The following is a 19116-nucleotide window of genomic DNA, read 5'->3' on the forward strand; positions in this document are numbered from 1 at the left end:
AGCAGCGCCAATATGCGGCGCGCTCCGGCCTGTCAACCGTCGCTTTCTTCCGGGGTGCGATTTAATCGATCGCGCATCTCGTCGGTGGTCGTCAGCGTACCATGCTCGAAAAGGAAACCCGCCAGATCGGGCGTTCCGGTCGATGCGAGGACCGTCTGCAGGATCAGCAGCAGTGGCACCGCCAGCAAGGCGCCCGGCGTCCCCCACACCCATCCCCAGAAGCTCAACGACACCAGAATGAGGAGCGGATTGATCGTCAACCGCTTGCCCAGCACCAGCGGGGTGATCAAATTGGCCTCGACCAGATGCACGCCGATAAAGATCATCGCGGGCAACAGCGCAAGCCCGACCGCGTCGAAGGTCATCAACCCACCCAGCCCCAATAATGCGGCAGCGACAATCGGCCCCAGATACGGCACGAAATTACAGATGCTGACGATCCCGCCCCACATGAACGGCGACGGCATCCCCAAAGCCCACAACAGCAGGCTGACAGTCAGACCCAAGATGGCGTTGATCATCGTGATCGTCGCCAGATAGTCGGCAGTTGCATCGACGACATTCTGGATCACGCGCGCCGTCTGCATCGCACCGTCGAAGCTACCGCGCCGCCGGATCGTGCCTTTGCGCAGGCGCGTCCACCCGGCGAGAAAGAAAAAGATCACCAACACCGCAAAGAACAGCTGAATCGCCGCCGAGGGCGCCGACGTGATGAAATAATCGACGACCGACGTTGGGGCGGTCGCCGCTACCGCCTGCGCCGTTGCCTGGCTCCCGCTGGCAACCGACAGCAATGTCCGATCGACAAAGGCTTGCAGCGACGAATAAAAGTCGATCAGCGGCGCCAGGTTGCTCTGGATTCGCGGGATCGAATCGGGAAGCCGCGCGAACCAGTCGGTGGCCGGGACAACGATGATCGCCAGCGCCGCGTTGATCAGCATCAGGAACATGGTCAGTGACAGGAACGCCGCGAGCCCCGACGGCACCCCGCGCCGCTCCAGCCACTCGAGCAGCGGCACCAGCGCGATCGCGATCACGATCGCAGCGGTCAGCGGTAGAAAGAACTCAGCCCCCGCCTGCAACGCAAAGGGCAGTCCAAGACAAAAACTGGCGCCAAATATCAGCGCCAGCGCCGCGAGCAGTCGATCGCGGCGGAAATCGTCGATTTCAATCTGATGCAGCGGATTGGAGCGCGGGCGCGTGTCTCTGCTCGCCCGATCATCCGCCACCCCAAGTCTCCTGCGTTAACCGCCTCGTCTTACGCGCGCTTTACAATTTGCGCCAGTCGCCCCGTTTTGCGACGAACCGAGCGCACATTCTGTCCCCGTCTGGGTCAGAACCCGTCTTTCTCTCTGCATTTTAACCGGAAATTACCCTTTTTCATCGACTGAGGGCTCCAAGGACCAACCTATCCGGAGTCAAAATGATGATGAAAGCGCCTGTGGGGGGCGCGAAGCATCAGCTTCTACCCTCTTGTTCGATTCTCGCTCTGCTGGCGGCGTTCGCGCTGCCCACGCAGGTTCAGGCCCAAGTTGCCACCCCGCCGCTGACGCGCGCGGGGACGACGATCAGCAACACCGCGAGTGCCACTTTCGACACTGGCGGCGGCTCGACCACGATCAATTCGAACCAGGTCGACTTGCTCGTCGACGAATTGCTCGATGTGACGGTTGATTCGAGTAATCCCGCCGATGTGCCGACGACCCCGGGCGCGACCGGACAGGTGCTGACCTTCTCGGTCACCAACACCGGCAATGGCGTCGAAAATTTCGCCCTGAGCACGATCGCCAACGCCGGGGGGGACAATTATGACCCCGTCGTCACCCAAATCTACATCGACAATGGCGACGGCATTTTCGATCCCAACACCGACACACTCTATACGCCCGGTGCCAACGATCCTGAACTCGACCCGGATGAAAGCGTCACTATTTTCGTTGTCGCGACGACGCCCGGCGCTGTCGTCGATGGCAACCGCGGTATCGTCAGCCTGATCGCCGCAGCCGTCACCGGCACCGGCGCGCCGGGAACCAGCTTCGCCGGTCAGGGCGAAGGTGGCGGCGACGCAGTCGTCGGCTCGACCGGGGCGGATGGCACCGATGCCGGCGCATTTATCGTGTCGGCGGCCACCGTCACCCTAGTAAAATCGGCGGTGGTGACGAACCCGCTCGGTACCGCAGACCCGATCCCCGGCGCGACGATCACCTACACGATTGTCGCGACCGTCGCGGGCAGCGGTGCGGTCAGCGGCCTCGCGATCACCGATAATGTCCCGGCAGACACCAGCTATCTCGCGGGCTCGATCACGCTCGGCGGCGTCGCGCAGTCCGACGGGGTCGATGCCGATGCGGGCGATTACAACGGCACGCGGATCAACGTCGCGCTCGGCACCGTTGCCGGCGGCCAGACCCGCACCGTCACCTTCCGAACCACGATCAATTGATGGAGACGCGCATGCGCATGGCCCTTTTCTTGCTTCTCGCGGCGCTGTTGCCGGGACAGGTGCTCGCCGCAAATCAGGTGGCGCTCGCTAACGACGTGTTCGTCGAGCGCGTGATCACCGATGCGACAGGTAAACAGAGGATATTGCTCGAGGAACCCAAGGTTGTGGTTCCCGGTGACCGGCTTGTCTTCGTGCTGAACTATCGCAACGCGGGCGCACAGCCCGCCGACAAGTTCGTCATCACCAACCCCCTGCCCGCCGCGGTACGCTTTGCCGATGCCGGCGATACCCGGCCGCTCGTATCGATCGATGGCGGCCGCGGCTGGGGGCAATTGGATCAACTGACCGTGGCGCTGAACGACGGCACCCGCCGCGCGGCGCAGCCAGACGATGTGACGCACATCCGCTGGGCCTTTCAAAAGCCGATTCCGGTCGGTGGCACCGGCAAGCTGATGTTTCGAGGAGTAGTTAAATAACATAATAGATACAGCCGCTTAATGATTGCCAGCGGTGGGGAAACGGCAATCGATCAAAGCCAAGGAGCTCAGCTATGACCAGCAAGCTGAACACCGTGGGCATCATCGGTCTGGCGGCGATCACAAGTCTCGCCGCTACCCCGGCATTTGCTGCCGGAACGACCGCAGGTACCACGATCACGAATACCGCCACCGTCGACTATCAGGTCGGTGGCGTCACCCAAGGACAGCAGTCGGCGGCGAACAGTTTCACCGTCGATCGCAAGATCAACCTGCTTGTCGAAGAGGTAGGGACGGTCACGACCAATGTCGTGCCTGGACAAACCAACGCCGTCACGACGTTCCAGCTGACCAACAGCTCGAACGAAGTGCTCGACTTTGCGCTTGTCGCGTCTCAGATCGCCGGCGGTACCGCCGCGCATGGGGGAACCGACACGTTCGATGCCACCAACGTGCGGATTTACCGCGATAATACGGTTACCGGCACGATCGGTAGCTGGGATGTCGGCGACACGCTGCTGACCGGCTACGTCGACGAACTCGTCGTCGATACGGCGATCCGGCTGTTTGTCGTCGCCGATATTCCGGCGGCGCTTGCCAACAACGCCGTCGCTGGTGTGACCTTGCGCGCCACGGCGCGTGAAGGCGGGCTTGTCGGTTCGCAAGGCGTGGCAATCACAGAAACAACCGGCGCCAACACCGCTGGCAAGGACACCGTCTTTGCCGACATTGCGGGTGCAACCGGCGATGCGGCGCGCGACGGGTCGCATAGCGATAACGACGATTATACCGTGCAAACCGCAACATTGGCGGTCACCAAGACCAGCCGCGTCATCTCGGATCCGTTCAACAATACGACGAATCCGAAGCTGATTCCCGGTGCAATCGTTGAATATTGCATTCAGGTGGCCAACAGCGGCAGCGTCGCGGCAACGACAGTCCTGATCAACGATCCGGTCCCTGGCCAGTTGCTGTTCAATGCAGGGACCATCCTGCTGAACGGTACGGTAACCGGGGGCGTCTGCAACGCTGATGGCGCTGCAGGCGGCAGCTATTCGGCGCCCAACGTATCGGGCACCATCGCCACGATCGCAGCGGGCGCCACGCGCACGCTCGTTTTCCGCGCGACGGTCAACTGATCGAATAACGAACGGAGCAGCGGGTACGGCCCAAAAACCGTCTCCCGCTGCTCCATTCGGGGCTATCATGGCGTTCGGCACCAAATATTTCGGCCTTGTGACCGCCTTGGTCGCGGCAGCATTGCTGCCCGCGGTTCCCTCGGCGCGTGCACAGGTGATCACGAACACGGCTTCGGCGCAGTGGACGCATGACGGCGCACCCGGTCAGGCGCTGTCGAACCGCGTCGACGTCACCGTGGCGCCGCGCCCCCCCGAACGGCCGACAATCACCACTTATCGCCTGACCAATGGCGGCGGCAACAAATCGGTGCCGTTGGCGCCGACCCAGTGTACGCGCACCAACGCACGCAGCACGAGCAGCACGATCCCCCTCAGCGGCGTTTACGAGGGCATTTCGACCGCCCCGGCCTCGCTGCAAAGCACCGACAATTTTCGCGCCGGCGAAGTGCTGGTCGTTGGCGTCACGCTCGCATCGGCGAATGTCGATCCGCAGCAGCGTGACATACTGGCCGTCGTCCTCGAGCTGGAAAATGGCGACCGCGAGCAGATCACGCTTACCGAAACCACCAATAACAGCGGCGAATTTGTTGGTATTATCAACACGATCGGCGTTCCGCCCGCAGTCGTTCAGGGCGACTGCCGCCTCTCGGTCAATCCGGGCGCGGCGCTGTCGTTGCGCGTGACGGACCAGGCGAACGCCAGCCTTGTCGCCTTGGCGACTATCAATTTTCTTGTCGATCCGTTCGGCGTCGTGTTCGACAGCGGCGATGGCACCCCCGTCCCCGGCAGCCGCGTCACGATCGTCGACACCGCGACGGGCCAGCCCGCGCAGGTATTCGGCGATGACGGCGTTTCCGCCTACCCGTCCAGTGTCATCACGGGCCAAAGCGTCACCGACGCGAGCGAAAAAACCTATGTCTTCCCGCCAGGCGACTATCGTTTTCCGTTCGTCGCACCGGGAACCTATCGTCTGATCGTTCAGCCGCCCGCGCCGTTCACCGCGCCCTCGGCATCGAGTCCCGCCGACCTGGCGGGCTTCCGTCGCCCTGACGACGGACTGCCGTTCGAAATCAGCGGCGCCAGCTATAGTAGCCCCTTCACGCTCAACAGTCCGGCGCCGGTACGGGTCGACATTCCGGTCGATCAGCCCGGCCTGCCAATGATCCTGCGCAAGACGACCTCCACCCAGATCGCCGTCCCCGGCGACGTCATCCAATATCGCATCGAGGTCGCCAACCGTGACGCGCGCCGGAATACCGGCGCAGTCACTGTCAGCGACGTCCTGCCTGCCGGTATGCGCCTGCGCGCCGACACGGTTCGGATCGACGGGACACGCGTGACCGCCAACATCGCCGCCAACGGCCGCGAATTCAGCGTGGTCGTCCCCAGTATCGCGGCGTCGCGCACCGCGCTGCTCACCTATCTGGCCGAAGTCATTGTCTCGGCGCAGCCGGGCAACGCGCTTAACCGCGCCTCCGCCACCGATAATCGCGGGTCGGCGAGCAATATTGCCGAGGCGACGATTTCGATCAAACGCGACCAGCTTGGCGATCGGATGACGATCATCGGCCGTATTACCGATGGCGGGTGCAGTATCGATCCGCGCAAAGCCGACGGCATTGCCGGGGTGCGCGTAATGCTCCAGGACGGCAGCTACACCGTCACCGACGAGGATGGCCGCTACCATTTCGAAGGCGTGCGCCCCGGGTTGCACGTGGTCCAGATCGACCCGTCGACGCTGCCGCTCGACCGCGAAGCCATCGACTGCGCCCGCTCGACACAAAGCGCCGGCAGCGCCATCTCGCGCTTCGTTGACGGCCGCGGCGGCGCGCTGAAACGCGCTGATTTCCGCGCTGTCGCCAGTGCACTGCGCGCGGCACCCAAAACCACCGCGATCGCGGCACCCGCGGTGCTCAGCGATCCCGAAGCCGCGGGTGCCGGTCGCGACTGGCTCGCCGGTCAGGCGCCGGGTATCGCCTGGTTATTCCCCGCAACCGACCACAACCCGAGATCGAAGGCGATCCGCGCCGCAGTGAAGCACGCCCCGGGACAGACGGTAACGCTCCACGTCAACGGCAAAGCCGCTGACCCGCTGACCTTCGAGGGTACCAGCAAGTCTGCCGACGGCACCGTCGCGGTCAGCCTGTGGCGCGGGCTCGAAATTCGCGAGGGCGAAAACCGCCTGACCGCCGAGGTTAAGGATGTGAACGGCGTTATCATCGAGACGCTGGAGCGTCAGGTTCACTATTCCATCACTCCGATGCGTGCCGCGCTGATCCGTGAGAAGTCGGTGCTGGTCGCCGACGGCGTCACCCGCCCAGTCATCGCGGTGCGCCTGACCGATCGCGACGGCAAGCCGATCCGCGCCGGGCTGACGGGCGATTTCAGCGTTCCTGCCCCTTATTATCCCGCGGTGGAAGCCGATGCGCAGCAGGCGCGCCAACTCGCCGGGCTCGAACGCGCGGCGCCGCTGTGGAAAATCGATGGCGACGAAGGCATCGCCTATGTCGAACTCGAACCGACCACCGCGTCGGGGACGCTGGCGATCGATTTCACCTTCCGCGACGACAAGGTTACGCGCAAGCAGACGATCGAAACCTGGCTCGATCCGGGCGATCGGCCGTGGACTGTCGTCGGCTTTGCCGCTGGCACCCTCGGCTACAACACCCTCGACGACCGCATGGAACCCGCGGCGGAAACGCTCGACGACCTCAATGCCGACGCGCGCCTGGCGCTCTATGCCAAGGGCCGGGTGCGCGGCAAATGGCTGATGACGCTGGCGTATGACAGCGACAAGGACAAAGACGACGCCCGGTTCGGCGGCGTGATCGATCCGCGCGCCTATTACACCATCTATGCCGATCGCAACGAGACGCGCTACGACGCCGCATCGGTGCGCAAGCTGTATGTCCGCCTTGAACGGCCGCAGTTTTATGCCATGTTCGGCGATATCGAGACAGGAATTTCGGAACCGGAGCTTGCCCGTTATCAGCGTGCGCTGAACGGCGGCAAGGCCGAGTATCGCGGCCGCAATTTCGCCGCGACCGCCTTCGTCGCCGACACCCCCTATCGCTTCCGCCGCGACGAGATCCAGGGCATCGGCCTGACCGGCCCGTATCGGCTCGGCGCGCGCGACATCCTGCCGAACAGCGAGCGCATCGTCATCGAAACCCGCGACCGCTTCCACAGCGAGCGCATTGTTGACAGCGTTAGCATGACGCGCCACGTCGATTACGATATCGACTATCTGTCGGGCACGGTCCGTTTTCGCAGCCCGGTGCTCAGCCGCTCGTCGAATCTCGACCCGCAGTTCATCGTCGCGGAATATGAAGTCGATGGCATCGGACAGCGCGTCCTCAACGCCGGCGGCCGGGTCAGCTACCAGTCGAATGACGAAAAACTGCGCGTCGGCGCGACCTTCATCCATGATGAGGACGGCAATGCCAAGACGAACCTGGGCGGCGTCGATGCCCGTTATCGCCCCAGCATCGACACCGAAGTCCGTGCCGAGCTCGCGGTCAGCGACGCCAAATCCCAAAATGGCAGCCCGGCGGCAGCATCGGGTTCCGCCAAAGCATGGCTGATCGAGGCCGAACATCACAGCAGCAAGGCCGATCTGCTGGCCTATGTCCGCGAGCGTGAAGCGGGTTTCGGCGCGGGGCAGCTCAACCGGGGCGAAAACGGTACGCGAAAGTTCGGCGTCGATGCGCGGCTGCGTACGACCCGGACCCTGTCGCTGGCAGGTAGCGCCTGGCAGGAAGATTTTCTGGTCGGCGGCGCGCGTCGACGCGCTGCGCGGATACTCGCCGAATATGACAATGGCACCACGGTAGGCCGCGCTGGACTGACCCATGCCGACGACCGGCTTTCGGACGGTACCCGCAATCGCTCCAACATTGTCCAGTTGGGCGCGACGCAGCGTCTGTTCGAAAAACGCCTCGAGCTCGACGCACAGACCGAATTTGCGCTGGGCGGCAAGGATGCGAGCATCGATTTTCCGACCCGTCACCGCCTCGGCGCGCGCTTTGCGATCAATCGCGACGTCAATCTGGTCGGCAGCTATGAAATCGCCGATGGCGACACGATCAAGGCGCGCACCGCGCGTTTGGGTTTCGATCTGACTCCTTGGTCGGGCGCGCGGTTGCTCGCGACGGCCAACCAGCAAGAGATTGGCGAATATGGCCCCCGCAGCTTTGCCGCTTATGGCCTGTCACAGGCGCTCAAGCTGGGCGAGCGCTGGTCGGTCGATGTGTCGGTTGACGGCAATCGCACCATCGGCGGTGTTCGCGCGGGCGATGTTATCAATGTTAACCAGCCGGTTGCCTCGGGCGGCTTCCTTGGCGACAACGGCACGCTGACCGAGGACTTTCTCGCGGTGAGCACCGGTGCCACCTATCGCGCCGACCGTTGGACGCTGACGGGGCGCGCCGAATATCGCGATGGTGAAATCGCCAATCGTTACGGCCTGACGCTCGGCGGCCTGCGTCAGCTCGGCGAAGGCCGCGCCCTTGGCGCCCTGTTCACCTATGCCAAGGCGAGCGGCAGCGGGACGACGCCGACGACCGAGGTCATCAATTTCGAAATGAGCTGGGCGCACCGCCCTGCGGACTCCAGCGTGTCGTGGCTCAACAAAAGTGAATTCCGCTCGGACAAGGTCCGCGGTGCGATCGCCGGCCAGCCCGGCCCGATCGGCGGCGGCGCACTGACGATCGACGGGGACGCGACGAGCCAGCGTGTGCTCAACAGCCTATCGGTCAACTGGACCCCGCTTGGCGATCGTAGTGATCGCGGCGACGCGGGCCGCATGTGGTACGAACGCGGCGAATTCGGCTTTTTCTGGGGAACGCGTTATAATTTCGACAAATTTGGCGCCGACGACGTCAAGGGCTGGTCGAACCTGATCGGCGCCGACTTCCGCTTCAATCTGGGCGAACATGTCGATGTTGGTGCTTCAGGAACCGTGCGCATCGGCACCGATGCCGATACGGTCAGCTGGGCAGGCGGTCCGACCGTGACGCTGGCGCCGATGAAGAACGCCAACGTCACCTTCGGCTATAATTTCGCGGGCTTCGACGACCGTGACTTCGAAGACGCGCGATACTCGCGGTCGGGCGCCTATGTCACGTTCAAGCTGAAGTTCGACCAGACGAGTTTTGCCGGGTTGGGGCTCTAGCGCGACCTAAACACCCGTTCGCATCGAGCGAAGTAGAGATGCCCATCGTCGGCAAGCCCCTTCGGCGTGTCTCGACTTCGCTCGATACGAACGGATTGGATGAATCTTAGTCGGCGAACAGCAGAACGGGCGTTTCCACGAACTTCTTCAGCGCTTGCACATAACTGGCGGCATCCCAGCCATCGACGACGCGGTGGTCGCAACTGATCGACAGGTTCATCAGCTTCGCCCGGCGAATATCGTCACCGTCAAACACCGGACGCTCGACAATCTTGTTCGGACCGATGATCGCGACCTCGGGCCGGTTGATCACCGGTGTCGTCGCAATCCCGCCGAGCGGGCCGAGCGACGTGATCGTCAGCGTCGACCCAGATAGCTCTTCGACCTTTGCCTTGCCGGTCCGCGCGGCCTCGGCCAAACGCCCGATTTCGCTGGCCAATTGCCAGACATTCATGTCCTGCGCGTTACGGATCACCGGGACCATCAGTCCGGCATCGGTCTGCGTCGCCATGCCAAGATGCACCGCGCCATAGCGCGTCACCACGCCAGCTTCGTCGTCGTAGCGCGCGTTGATCATCGGGAACTGCGGAATCGTCCGGCAAATCGCGACGATCAGAAAAGGTAACATCGTTAACTTGGGCCGCTGACCGCGATTGGCGTTCAAATCGGCGCGCATCGCTTCGAGCGCGGTGACGTCCATTTCGTCGACATAGGTAAAATGTGGGATCGCCCGCTTTGAGGCCGCCATATTCTCGGCGATCTTGCGGCGCATGCCGATAACCTTGATCGGCTCGTCGGCGCGGGCGCGCGATTCGCCGGGGGCGTGATAGCCCTGCCCGCCGCTATAGCGCAGGAAAGCGTCGAGATCGGCGTGGCGAACGCGGTCGCCGTCGGTATGAATTTGACCCAAATCGACGCCCAGATCCTTGGCGCGCGCGCGTACGGCGGGGGATGCGAGGACGTTTTTACTTTGATTCGTAGCTGCAACGGGAACTGGCGCAGTCGCCGGGGCCGGTTCCGGTTCCGGTTCCGGTGCCGGTGCGGCCACGGGTGCAGGTGCAGGTGCAGCGACCTCCGCAACCGAAACCTCCTCAGCGCCTGGCGTTTCCGCTTCGATCTGCTGCTCAACCGGAGTTTCTGCCGGCGGCGCTGCAACATCGCCATCCGCATCGGTCTCGATCACCGCCAGGGTCGATCCGATCGGGATCAGGTCGCCGACCTCGCCCGCCAGTTCAACCACCACGCCCGATACCGGCGATTCCATTTCTACGGTCGCCTTGTCGGTCATCATGTCGGCGAGTTGCGCATCTTCCTCGACGCGTTCGCCGATTTTGACGTGCCAAGCGACGATTTCGGCCTCGGCAATGCCTTCGCCGATGTCGGGCAGACGGAATGAATAGCGGGCCATGACGTCAGTCCTTCAAAATCTTGGTCAGCGCGGTCGCGATGCGTACCGGGCCGGGGAAATAGGCCCATTCAAGGCTGTGCGGATAGGGGGTGTCGAAGCCGGTGACGCGCTCGACGGGCGCTTCAAGGTGATAGAAACAGCGTTCCTGCACCAGCGCGGCGAGTTCGGCGCCAAAGCCCGAGGTGCGGGTCGCTTCGTGAATCACCAGGCAACGCCCGGTTTTTCTCACCGAGGCCTCTATCGCCCCGATGTCGAGCGGCAGCAGCGTGCGCAGGTCGATGATCTCGGCATCGATGCCCATTTCCTCGACGATCGTCTTGGTGACATGAACCATCGTGCCATAAACGAGGATGGTCAGCGCCTCGCCTTCGCGAACGGTCGCCGCCTTGCCGAGTTCGATGCGATAATAATCCTCAGGCACCGCGCTCGCCGCGTGTTTCGACCAGGGCTCGACCGGGCGATCATAATAGCCGCTGAACGGCCCGTTGTAGATACGCTTGGGTTCTAGGAAGACGACGGGGTCATTATCCTCAATCGCTGCGATCAGCAGGCCTTTGGCATCATAAGGGTTTGACGGAATGACAGTTTTTACGCCGCAGATGTGGGTCATGATGCTTTCGGGCGACTGGCTGTGCGTCTGGCCGCCAAAGATGCCGCCGCCGAACGGAGTCCGGATCGTCATCGGGCAGATGAAGTCGTTCGCTGAACGATAGCGCAGCCGCGCCGCTTCGCTGACCAGCTGATCGAGGCCGGGATAGATATAATCGGCGAACTGGATCTCGGGGACCGGGCGCAGGCCATAAGCCCCCATGCCGACCGCGACCCCAACGATGCCGCATTCGTTGATCGGCGTGTCAAATACGCGGGTTTTGCCGTGTTTTTTCTGCAAACCTGCGGTGGCGCGGAACACGCCGCCGAAAAAGCCCACGTCTTCGCCCATCACGACGACATTGCTGTCGCGTTCGAGCATGATATCCATGGCACTGTTGATCGCCTCGATCATGTTCATGGTTTTGGTCGAGCCGGTCATTATTCGGGCTTCCAGTCGGGGCCGAACTTCGCTTCCTGTTCGGCAAGCATCTGCACACATTGCTCCTTGAGGTGCCATGGCATCTCTTCGAACACGTCCTCGAACATCGTCTCGAACGGCTGATGCATGCCATGTCCCAAAATACCGAGTTTTTCGGATTGCTTCTGGGTCGTCTTTACCAGATCTTCGAGATCGATCCGTTGCGCCTCATGACGTTCGCCATCCCATTCGCCCAGCGTTTCGAGATGCTGGCGCAACCGCGCGATCGGGTCGCCGAACGGCCAGATCGTGGGCTCCTCCGCGGGACGATAGGCGGTCGGATCATCCGACGTGCTGTGTCCTTCGCTGCGGTAGGTAAAATGCTCGATCAGCGTCGGGCCATTATTGGTCCGCGCCCGATCAGCTGCCCACTGCGTTGCCGCATAGACCGCGAGAGGGTCGTTACCGTCGATACGCAGCCCGGCGATACCATAGCCCACCGCGCGCGCCGCAAAAGTCGTCCGTTCGCTACCAGCGAAGCCCGAGAAACTGGAAATCGCCCATTGGTTGTTGACGACGTTGAAGATCACCGGCGCGTTGTAAACCGTCGCAAAGGTCAGCGCCGAATGGAAGTCACCCTCGGCCGACGATCCCTCGCCGCACCACACGGTTGCGATCCGGCTGTCGCCCTTCGATGCCGAAGCCATCGCCCAGCCCACCGCCTGAGGATATTGCGTCGCGAGGTTGCCCGACACGCTGAAAAAGCCATGTTCGGGCGCCGAATACATGATCGGCAGTTGACGCCCCATCAGATGATCACCGCGATTCGAATAAATCTGGTTCATCATCTGAATCAGTGGATAGTCGCGTGCGATCAGAATGCCCTGCTGGCGATAGCTGGGAAAGCACATGTCGCCGCGATCGAGCGCCATCGTCGACGCAACCGACGTCGCCTCCTCGCCGGTGCATTTCATGTAAAAGCTGGTCTTGCCCTGCCGCTGGGCGCGGAACATGCGGTCGTCGAAAGCGCGGACCAGCATCATGTAGCGCAGCATCGTGCGCAACCGCTCGGGGCTCAGCTTGGGATCCCACTGCCCTTTTGCCTGCCCGTCGAAATCGAGCACGCGAACCAGGCCGTAACACAGGTCGCGCATCGCATCGGGCTTGGTCGCCTCGGATGGGCGCGGCGTCGCGTCGACGGACGGAACGACAATATCGCCAAAGTCGGGCGTGTCGCCCGGGCGATAGCGCGGTTCGGGGATATGAAGCGACAGCGGCGGCAGATTGCTCGCCGGGCGCCGATCCGTTTCGGACATATCGTCTTCCCATTGCGGCGCGAATCGGCGCCTAGTTATATTTCAGTGTTGCGACATATTATTTCGGTCGCCAGATGAAAGCAACGCTAGCGATCAGACGGCCACCGGCGCGGCAATATGCGCTTGCGGCGCGTAAGATTCGACCGCGAAATCATTGAAATTATACTCGAAAATATTATCCGGTCGCCGCAATATGCGAAGCTTTGGCGCGCCATCGGGAATCCGGCCCATCTGCTGCTCGACCAGCTCGGCGTGGTTCAGATAGAGATGGACGTCACCGCCCGTCCAAACCAACTCATGCGCGTTCAGGCCACATTGGTCGGCGACCATCCGCGTCAGCAGAGCCGCTTCGAAGACATTGAACGCAAAGCCGAGCCCCAGGTCGCACGAGCGCTGGAACAGCAGACACGACAGGCCGCCGTCGCTGCGGACGTGGAACTGATAGGTCATATGACAGGGCGGCAACGCCATGCGATCAAGGTCGGCGACGTTCCAGCCGGTGAAGATGTGCCGCCGCGACCCCGGATTGGTCTTGAGCCCGTCGATCAGCGCCGCAATCTGGTTGTGGCCTTGCGCCGCACGGCGGAAGAGCCCCTCGCCGGCGGGTTCGTACCGCGGCCAGTTGACCCATTGGTGACCATAGACGGGACCAAGATCGCCCCATTGGGCGGCGAAATCATCATCTGCGATAACTCGCGCCTCGAAATCCTCGGCACTGATCGTCTCGCCCGTTGCGCGGCGATATTTGTCGAGCGGCCAGTCGGTCCAGATCCGGACACCCTGCGCGATGAGCGGGCGGATATTGGTATCGCCGGTGAGAAACCACAGCAATTCGCGCAGCGCGGTCTTCCAATAGACGCGCTTGGTCGTCAGCAGCGGGATCGCGTCGTCTTTCAGCGAGAATCGCATCGTCTCCCCGAACAGCGAGCGCGTCCCGACCCCGGTGCGATCGACGCGCTCGTCGCCTTCGACCCAGATGCGGCGCATCAGGTCGAGATATTGCAATTCATAATGGATGAACTCAGACAAGACTCGCTCCCGGTTTTGTTGCTCTTTGCTAGGCCGCGCGCGCCATGGCGACAAGGGAGCAACGCGCATGGCGTCACATATCCTCCGAAGCGGCGCAGTTGGCCGTTGGCGATCGGGAAAGCGGCGCGCATGAAAATCGGCATGACCCGGCTTGCCTCCATCGACCAAGCGCCCGATCCTTCTGATCTGGCCGGCCATATCCCGTGCGACGCCGAGGACGATGTCACGCGTCACCTGCTGCGCCCGCATTTTGGTGCCGACCGCGAAACGCTGATTTTCGCGGGTTTCGACGCGTTCGAGCGGCTGGTTCGCCTCGAGCGCGTCGGCGGCGACCACGCCGGGCGTTGCATCATCCCGCCGCGTTGCTGGCAGGGCCTGATCGGCGGCGGGGTAGCAACGGTCATCATGGCCCACAATCACCCATCGGGCATTGCCCGGCCGAGCGACGCCGACGTCAGCACGACGCGCGAAACTGCGCTTTTCCTGCGGACCTTGGGCATCGAGCTGGTCGATCATCTGATTTTTGTAGCGGACGGTCATTTCAGCTTTCGAAGTGCCGGAATGCTGTAGCCGCGGCAATCCCGTTCAATGTGCCGATTGACGCTTGAAGTTCACGAGACGCGCGTCTAGAGGACCGCCCTGCCTTCGCGGCGACCCCGGTCGGCGCGCAGATCGGTCGGGGAGTAGCTCAGCCTGGTAGAGCACTGTCTTCGGGAGGCAGGGGCCGGAGGTTCGAATCCTCTCTCCCCGACCAATTTCTCGCATATTGCAGATTCTGCACCGTCGCTTCTTGTAAGTCGGCGCACAACGTCCTAGATTTGTTTTACACCGCCGTGGTTTTCCCCCTTTCCACCGCGGTCAGTGTCCCGTCAGCTTGACGCGGGCGCGTCCTCCCTGGACCCTGGCCACCTCGTACTTCGGTACGGGGTGGTTTTTTATTCGGCAGCCTGAATCATCGTCTCGGGCATGGGCCGCGCCCGCGAGACCGCTGCGACCAACGCTGAAAACCATTGCGCCATCCGCGCAATGCCGACTGCATCGGGGCGGCGGTCGGACGTCAGGTAAAGACTGCGATCGATCTCGATTTGCACCGCATGAATGCCTTGGGCCGGTCGGCCGTGGGTCCGGACGATATGCCCCCCGGCATATGGGACGTTGCGCGACACGGGTTCTGGCAGGCGTTGCACCGATGCGACAATCTGATCGACCAGCCATCCGCCAGCCGTCACGCCGAAATGATCCCCCACAATGATGCGCGCGCCATGCCCCGGCTGGCTCACCGGGACCGGCGGCATCGAATGCAGATCGATCAGCACGGCGTGACCGAAACGGTCGCGCGCCGCCGCCAGCGCATCGGCCAGACCGGCATGATAGGGTCGGTGAAAGGCGTCGAGCCGCCATTGCAGCGCCTCTTGGTCGATCGGCCTTTTCCATAACGGCCCACAATCCGCCAGCCGCGTCGGCACCACGCCCAGTCCGGCCCGTTCTTTGCGGCCCGGCGCCGAAAATTGCGTACGGAGCGGCATCGAGACCTCGCCCGGCGCCATCTGTCCCTCGCCGCGATTGCAATCGGCTACGGCGCGCGCCCAAATCCCCTGCACCACCGTAGCACCCGCATCTACCGCGCCCGCGGCGATCAGGTCGCACCAGCTATCTTCGAGTCGCTCAAGATCGGCCTGTCCGACGCGCGCCGCGGCCAATATCTCCGGCGGATAAAGCCGCCCCGCATGCGGAATCGAAACAACCACCGGACCGATCGCCGCAGGCCGGTTGACAGCGATGGCAGCGGGCAAGATGGTGCGGGAAGGCATCGGTCATGGGTGGCAAAAAAAGCGCGGTGAATCCAGCGCTGCCAAGTCAATTTGTTAAATCTCTGACGTTATGGCCGATTTTGCATTAAGCATGCCACCGACCGGAACCGGCCGTGTCGAGGGATCAGGGGATTGATTTCAATATGATTCGCATTCTTCTGGCCGAAGATGATGACGTGATGCGCGAGTATCTGGCGCGGGCGCTAACCAGCGCGGGCTATCATGTCACGGCGGTCGATCGCGGCACCGCCGCGGTTCCCTATATCGATTCTGGAACTTTCGACCTGTTGCTGTCGGACATCGTCATGCCCGAAATGGACGGCATTGAACTGGCGCAGCACACCGCCAAAGTCGCGCCGCAGACGCAGGTGATGTTCATCACCGGTTTCGCCGCCGTATCGCTGCGCGCCGAGGAAAATGTGCCGCAGGCGAAATTGCTGTCGAAGCCGTTCCACCTGAAGGATCTGGTCCGCGAGGTCGACAATCTGTTCGGTCGCGCCGACCGGTCGAGCCAACAATAACGACATCGTCCGGCGCGAAGGGCTTGCCAAGCGTGGCCGGGGATATTAGGGGGCCGTCACCCCAAGGGATGGGCGTGTAGCTCAGTGGTAGAGCACTGTGTTGACATCGCAGGGGTCGCAAGTTCAATCCTTGCCACGCCCACCATTAAAAACGCCGCCGCCCGAACGGGTTGGCGGCGTTTTTGCTTTCAGGCCATTCCCTTTGCCAAGTCCCCACGCGACGCGTCGCCAATCTGGCTACCGCCGTCGCAGTCGAGGATCGTCCCGGTAATATAGCCTGCCGCCGGCGAGCACAGAAACACGGCCGATTCTGCGACTTCTTCGACCTCGCCCCAGCGCTTCATCGCAATCCGGTCGAAATGCGACTGGCGCGACGCGGCGTCGGGCGCCAGGCGCGCCATACCTTCGGTTCCGGCGATCGGTCCCGGCGAGATGCCGTTCACCCGCACCTCGGGTCCCCACTCGAGCGCGAGGACACGAATCAGCTGATTGATCCCCGCCTTGGCGGCACAGGCGTGGACCTGGAGCGCCGAGGCGTTAACGGCCTGCCCCGCCGTGATCGCGATCAACGACGCGCCCGGACGGTTGAGCAGGTCGTGACAGCCACGGAACACATTGAACGTGCCGTTGAGGTCGATATCGACGACGGTCCGGAACGCGTTCGCCGACATGCCGAGCGCGGGGGCGAGGAAATTGCCCGCAGCGCCCGAGATGACGATATCCATCGGCCCCAGCTTGTCGGCGACCGTCTCCATCACGTTGCGAATCGCGGCATAATCGCGCACGTCGCCCGACAGGCCCATCGCGTCATGCCCGATTTCCGCCGCCGCGCGCGCCGCCTTTTCGGGATCGCGGCCCGCGACCGCAACCTTGGCACCCAGCTGCGCAAAGCGTTTGGCGATGCCCAGATTGATGCCGCTAGTCCCACCGGCGACGAAGGCCGTCTTGCCCGCCAGCAGATTGTCCCGGAATGTCGTCATGTCTCTCTCCCTTGCTTCGACTGAACGCGATCCGGGGTTGACGGATTGGAACCAGTCGCCTTTTGAAACTGGAACAGACAGCAAGGACAAACCGATGGCAAGCTCCGGCCCCACCTCCAACTCTTTCATCTCGCAGCGACTGAAGCTGCACTATGTCGACTGGGGCAATCGCGGCGCGCCGCCGTTGCTGCTTGTCCACGGCGGCCGCGACCATTGCCGAAACTGGGACTGGGTCGCCGAAAAACTGCGCGATCGCTATCATATCATCGCACCCGACCTTCGCGGCCACGGCGATAGTGCTTGGTCGCCCGACGGCAATTACGCGATGGATGGCTTTGTTTACGATCTGGCGCAGCTGATCCATCAGCTCGATCTGGGACCGATCAGCATCGTCGCCCATTCGATGGGTGGCAATGTCGCGCTCCGCTATACCGGGCTTTATCCCGAAAATGTCCGCAAGCTTGTCGCAATCGAAGGGCTCGGCCCGTCGCCAAAGGTGATCGCCGAACGTGATCAGAAACCCTATGCCGAACGCTTCCGCACATGGATCGATGACAAACGCCAGGCCGCCGGTCGCACCCCGCGCCGTTACGTAACACTCGACGATGCGCTGACCCGCATGATGGGCGAAAACGCCTATCTGACCGAGGCGCAGGCGCGGCACCTCACCATCCATGGCATCAGCCGGAACGAGGATGGGACGTGGAGCTGGAAGTTCGACAATTATCTCAACGTCTGGCCAGCCTTCGACATGGCGCGGGCCGACATAGCGACGCTGTGGGGGGCGATCGCCTGCCCTACCCTTCTTCTGTATGGCGCGAACAGCTGGGCCTCGAACCCCGAACGCGACGGGCGCCTCGCGCATTTCAACACCGCCAAGGTGATCGAATTCGAAAATGCCGGACACTGGCTGCACCACGACCAGTTCGACCGGTTCATGTCCACGCTAGACGATTTCCTCTAAGCGGTTGTCGTTGGCGCGACGTCGCGCTTGGTGGGACAGCCGATGGCCTATACGGGGCAGATTTCCAGACGGCAGCGGGCCTTATCGGGCGCCGCCGCCGTTTTTGCCGTCGTCGCGGTCGGCTTTGGATTGGCAAGTGGGCTCGATCTCGACGTGGTCCGCATAACCAGCGAAGCGATTTCCGCCGTCGCCGTACAGGCGCCGCCGCCGTCCGAACCCACCGTGCCGCCAAGCATCCCCAGCGACAAGGCGAACCGCAAGGCATCCGCCGCCAACAAGCACGCCAAGGCAGCTCCCGTCGTCGCCCCCAAAACCGCACTGCCGCCGATCCTGCCGCCCATCGCCGCCGCGCCGCAACCCAGCACCGGCAAAGATGCATCGGCCGGCGCCACGCCCAGTCCCGGGGCCGGATCAGGCGCAGGCGGGCGCGGCGACGGCACCGGTGCGGGCGGTTCAGGCAGCGGTTCAGGCGGCAGGCTCAAAGCCGTTTGGCAAAGCGGCACGATCCGCGACCGCGACTATCCCTCTGCCGCGAGCCGCGCGAAGACCGGCGGCGAAGTCGAGGTTCGCTTTACCATCCAACCGACGGGCCGCGTCGTCGGATGCCGCGTGAGCCGTTCGAGCGGCGATGCCGCGCTCGACGCCACGACCTGCCGCCTGATCGAAGAACGCTTTCGCTTCAAACCGGCGACCAATGCCGCGGGCGATCCCGTCGCCAGCGTCTATGGCTGGCGGCAAAACTGGTGGCTAGAACGCCGGCGCTGATCGAAAGCGCAGATCGGTGGCCGAGATGCGCGACGACAATTTGCCACATAACTGCGACTAATTCGCAATATACGTTGACACT

General features: G+C 62.9%; 15 protein-coding genes and 2 tRNA genes. 10 read left to right on the forward strand and 7 right to left on the reverse strand.

Translation table 11 applies throughout. The features are described 5' to 3' along the window. Window positions 1-32: 32 nt before the first annotated feature. A complete protein-coding gene (locus ACQY6T_RS06005; protein ID WP_428629494.1) occupies window positions 33-1229 on the reverse strand; it encodes an AI-2E family transporter in 1197 nt (398 codons plus the stop codon). Between the two features lie 197 nt (window positions 1230-1426). Between ACQY6T_RS06005 and ACQY6T_RS06010 the strand changes: the two genes are divergently transcribed. The 4 genes from ACQY6T_RS06010 to ACQY6T_RS06025 all read left to right on the forward strand — a co-directional run bounded on the left by ACQY6T_RS06010 (window position 1427) and on the right by ACQY6T_RS06025 (window position 9231). Next, window positions 1427-2443, forward strand: coding sequence for a hypothetical protein (locus tag ACQY6T_RS06010; protein WP_428629496.1), 1017 nt, complete (start codon window positions 1427-1429; stop codon window positions 2441-2443). A gap of 11 nt (window positions 2444-2454) precedes the next feature. Beyond that, on the forward strand, window positions 2455-2919 hold the full coding sequence (locus tag ACQY6T_RS06015; RefSeq protein WP_428629498.1) for a hypothetical protein: 465 nt from the start codon (window positions 2455-2457) through the stop codon (window positions 2917-2919). A 74-nt stretch (window positions 2920-2993) separates the two neighbouring features. After that, window positions 2994-4058 (forward strand): hypothetical protein, encoded by a 1065-nt coding sequence (locus ACQY6T_RS06020; RefSeq protein WP_428629499.1) that lies wholly within the window; start codon window positions 2994-2996, stop codon window positions 4056-4058. A gap of 67 nt (window positions 4059-4125) precedes the next feature. After that, entirely contained in the window at window positions 4126-9231 is a 5106-nt protein-coding gene (locus ACQY6T_RS06025; RefSeq protein WP_428629501.1) for a hypothetical protein, read from the forward strand. A gap of 106 nt (window positions 9232-9337) precedes the next feature. On the opposite strand, the gene ACQY6T_RS06030 is transcribed toward ACQY6T_RS06025, so the two are convergent. The 4 genes from ACQY6T_RS06030 to thyA form a co-directional block, all read right to left on the reverse strand. Further along, complete coding sequence (locus ACQY6T_RS06030; RefSeq protein WP_428629503.1) at window positions 9338-10639, reverse strand: dihydrolipoamide acetyltransferase family protein; 1302 nt, start codon at window positions 10637-10639, stop codon at window positions 9338-9340. 4 nt (window positions 10640-10643) lie between these two features. Then, window positions 10644-11648, reverse strand: a complete 1005-nt coding sequence (locus ACQY6T_RS06035) for an alpha-ketoacid dehydrogenase subunit beta (protein WP_428630386.1) — start codon at window positions 11646-11648, stop codon at window positions 10644-10646. A gap of 20 nt (window positions 11649-11668) precedes the next feature. After that, entirely contained in the window at window positions 11669-12964 is a 1296-nt protein-coding gene (locus ACQY6T_RS06040) for a thiamine pyrophosphate-dependent enzyme (RefSeq protein ID WP_428629505.1), read from the reverse strand. 93 nt (window positions 12965-13057) lie between these two features. Next, entirely contained in the window at window positions 13058-13993 is a 936-nt protein-coding gene (gene thyA / locus ACQY6T_RS06045) for a thymidylate synthase (protein ID WP_428629507.1), read from the reverse strand. Window positions 13994-14134: 141 nt separating this feature from the next. Between thyA and ACQY6T_RS06050 the strand changes: the two genes are divergently transcribed. Both ACQY6T_RS06050 and ACQY6T_RS06055 read left to right on the forward strand, forming a co-directional pair. Next, window positions 14135-14563: a JAB domain-containing protein gene (locus tag ACQY6T_RS06050; protein WP_428629509.1), complete on the forward strand. Its 429-nt coding sequence runs from the start codon at window positions 14135-14137 to the stop codon at window positions 14561-14563. A gap of 107 nt (window positions 14564-14670) precedes the next feature. After that, window positions 14671-14747: transfer RNA gene (locus tag ACQY6T_RS06055), tRNA-Pro, on the forward strand. A gap of 181 nt (window positions 14748-14928) precedes the next feature. Here ACQY6T_RS06055 and ACQY6T_RS06060 read toward each other — a convergent pair. Then, window positions 14929-15786 carry an N-formylglutamate amidohydrolase gene (locus ACQY6T_RS06060; protein ID WP_428629511.1) on the reverse strand — a complete coding sequence of 286 codons (858 nt, stop codon included), beginning with the start codon at window positions 15784-15786 and terminating at the stop codon, window positions 14929-14931. A gap of 161 nt (window positions 15787-15947) precedes the next feature. Between ACQY6T_RS06060 and cpdR the strand changes: the two genes are divergently transcribed. Both cpdR and ACQY6T_RS06070 read left to right on the forward strand, forming a co-directional pair. Continuing rightward, the gene (cpdR, locus tag ACQY6T_RS06065) at window positions 15948-16325 is read left to right on the forward strand and encodes a cell cycle two-component system response regulator CpdR (RefSeq protein WP_088442230.1); all 378 of its coding nucleotides are present in this window, start codon (window positions 15948-15950) and stop codon (window positions 16323-16325) included. Window positions 16326-16395: 70 nt separating this feature from the next. Beyond that, a tRNA-Val gene (locus ACQY6T_RS06070) sits at window positions 16396-16470 on the forward strand. Window positions 16471-16513: 43 nt separating this feature from the next. On the opposite strand, the gene ACQY6T_RS06075 is transcribed toward ACQY6T_RS06070, so the two are convergent. Then, window positions 16514-17305 (reverse strand): SDR family oxidoreductase, encoded by a 792-nt coding sequence (locus tag ACQY6T_RS06075; protein WP_428629513.1) that lies wholly within the window; start codon window positions 17303-17305, stop codon window positions 16514-16516. A gap of 94 nt (window positions 17306-17399) precedes the next feature. On the opposite strand from ACQY6T_RS06075, the gene ACQY6T_RS06080 reads away from it, so the two are divergent. Both ACQY6T_RS06080 and ACQY6T_RS06085 read left to right on the forward strand, forming a co-directional pair. Then, on the forward strand, window positions 17400-18269 hold the full coding sequence (locus ACQY6T_RS06080) for an alpha/beta fold hydrolase (RefSeq protein ID WP_428629515.1): 870 nt from the start codon (window positions 17400-17402) through the stop codon (window positions 18267-18269). Between the two features lie 42 nt (window positions 18270-18311). Beyond that, the gene (locus ACQY6T_RS06085) at window positions 18312-19034 is read left to right on the forward strand and encodes an energy transducer TonB (protein WP_428629517.1); all 723 of its coding nucleotides are present in this window, start codon (window positions 18312-18314) and stop codon (window positions 19032-19034) included. Window positions 19035-19116: the final 82 nt, after the last annotated feature.

The sequence above is a fragment of the Sphingopyxis sp. genome, from assembly GCF_965279725.1.
Classification (GTDB): domain Bacteria; phylum Pseudomonadota; class Alphaproteobacteria; order Sphingomonadales; family Sphingomonadaceae; genus Sphingopyxis.

Bases quoted from the DNA above. Each gene is read 5' to 3' on its own strand.
- ACQY6T_RS06010 (WP_428629496.1), top strand. From the start codon at position 1,427: ATGATGAAAGCGCCTGTGGGGGGCGCGAAGCATCAGCTTCTACCCTCT.
- ACQY6T_RS06015 (WP_428629498.1), top strand. From the start codon at position 2,455: ATGCGCATGGCCCTTTTCTTGCTTCTCGCGGCGCTGTTGCCGGGACAG.
- ACQY6T_RS06020 (WP_428629499.1), top strand. From the start codon at position 2,994: ATGACCAGCAAGCTGAACACCGTGGGCATCATCGGTCTGGCGGCGATC.
- ACQY6T_RS06025 (WP_428629501.1), top strand. From the start codon at position 4,126: ATGGCGTTCGGCACCAAATATTTCGGCCTTGTGACCGCCTTGGTCGCG.
- ACQY6T_RS06030 (WP_428629503.1), bottom strand. From the start codon at position 10,639: ATGGCCCGCTATTCATTCCGTCTGCCCGACATCGGCGAAGGCATTGCC.
- ACQY6T_RS06035 (WP_428630386.1), bottom strand. From the start codon at position 11,648: ATGAACATGATCGAGGCGATCAACAGTGCCATGGATATCATGCTCGAA.
- ACQY6T_RS06040 (WP_428629505.1), bottom strand. From the start codon at position 12,964: ATGTCCGAAACGGATCGGCGCCCGGCGAGCAATCTGCCGCCGCTGTCG.
- ACQY6T_RS06050 (WP_428629509.1), top strand. From the start codon at position 14,135: ATGACCCGGCTTGCCTCCATCGACCAAGCGCCCGATCCTTCTGATCTG.
- cpdR (WP_088442230.1), top strand. From the start codon at position 15,948: ATGATTCGCATTCTTCTGGCCGAAGATGATGACGTGATGCGCGAGTAT.
- ACQY6T_RS06075 (WP_428629513.1), bottom strand. From the start codon at position 17,305: ATGACGACATTCCGGGACAATCTGCTGGCGGGCAAGACGGCCTTCGTC.
- ACQY6T_RS06080 (WP_428629515.1), top strand. From the start codon at position 17,400: ATGGCAAGCTCCGGCCCCACCTCCAACTCTTTCATCTCGCAGCGACTG.
- ACQY6T_RS06085 (WP_428629517.1), top strand. From the start codon at position 18,312: ATGGCCTATACGGGGCAGATTTCCAGACGGCAGCGGGCCTTATCGGGC.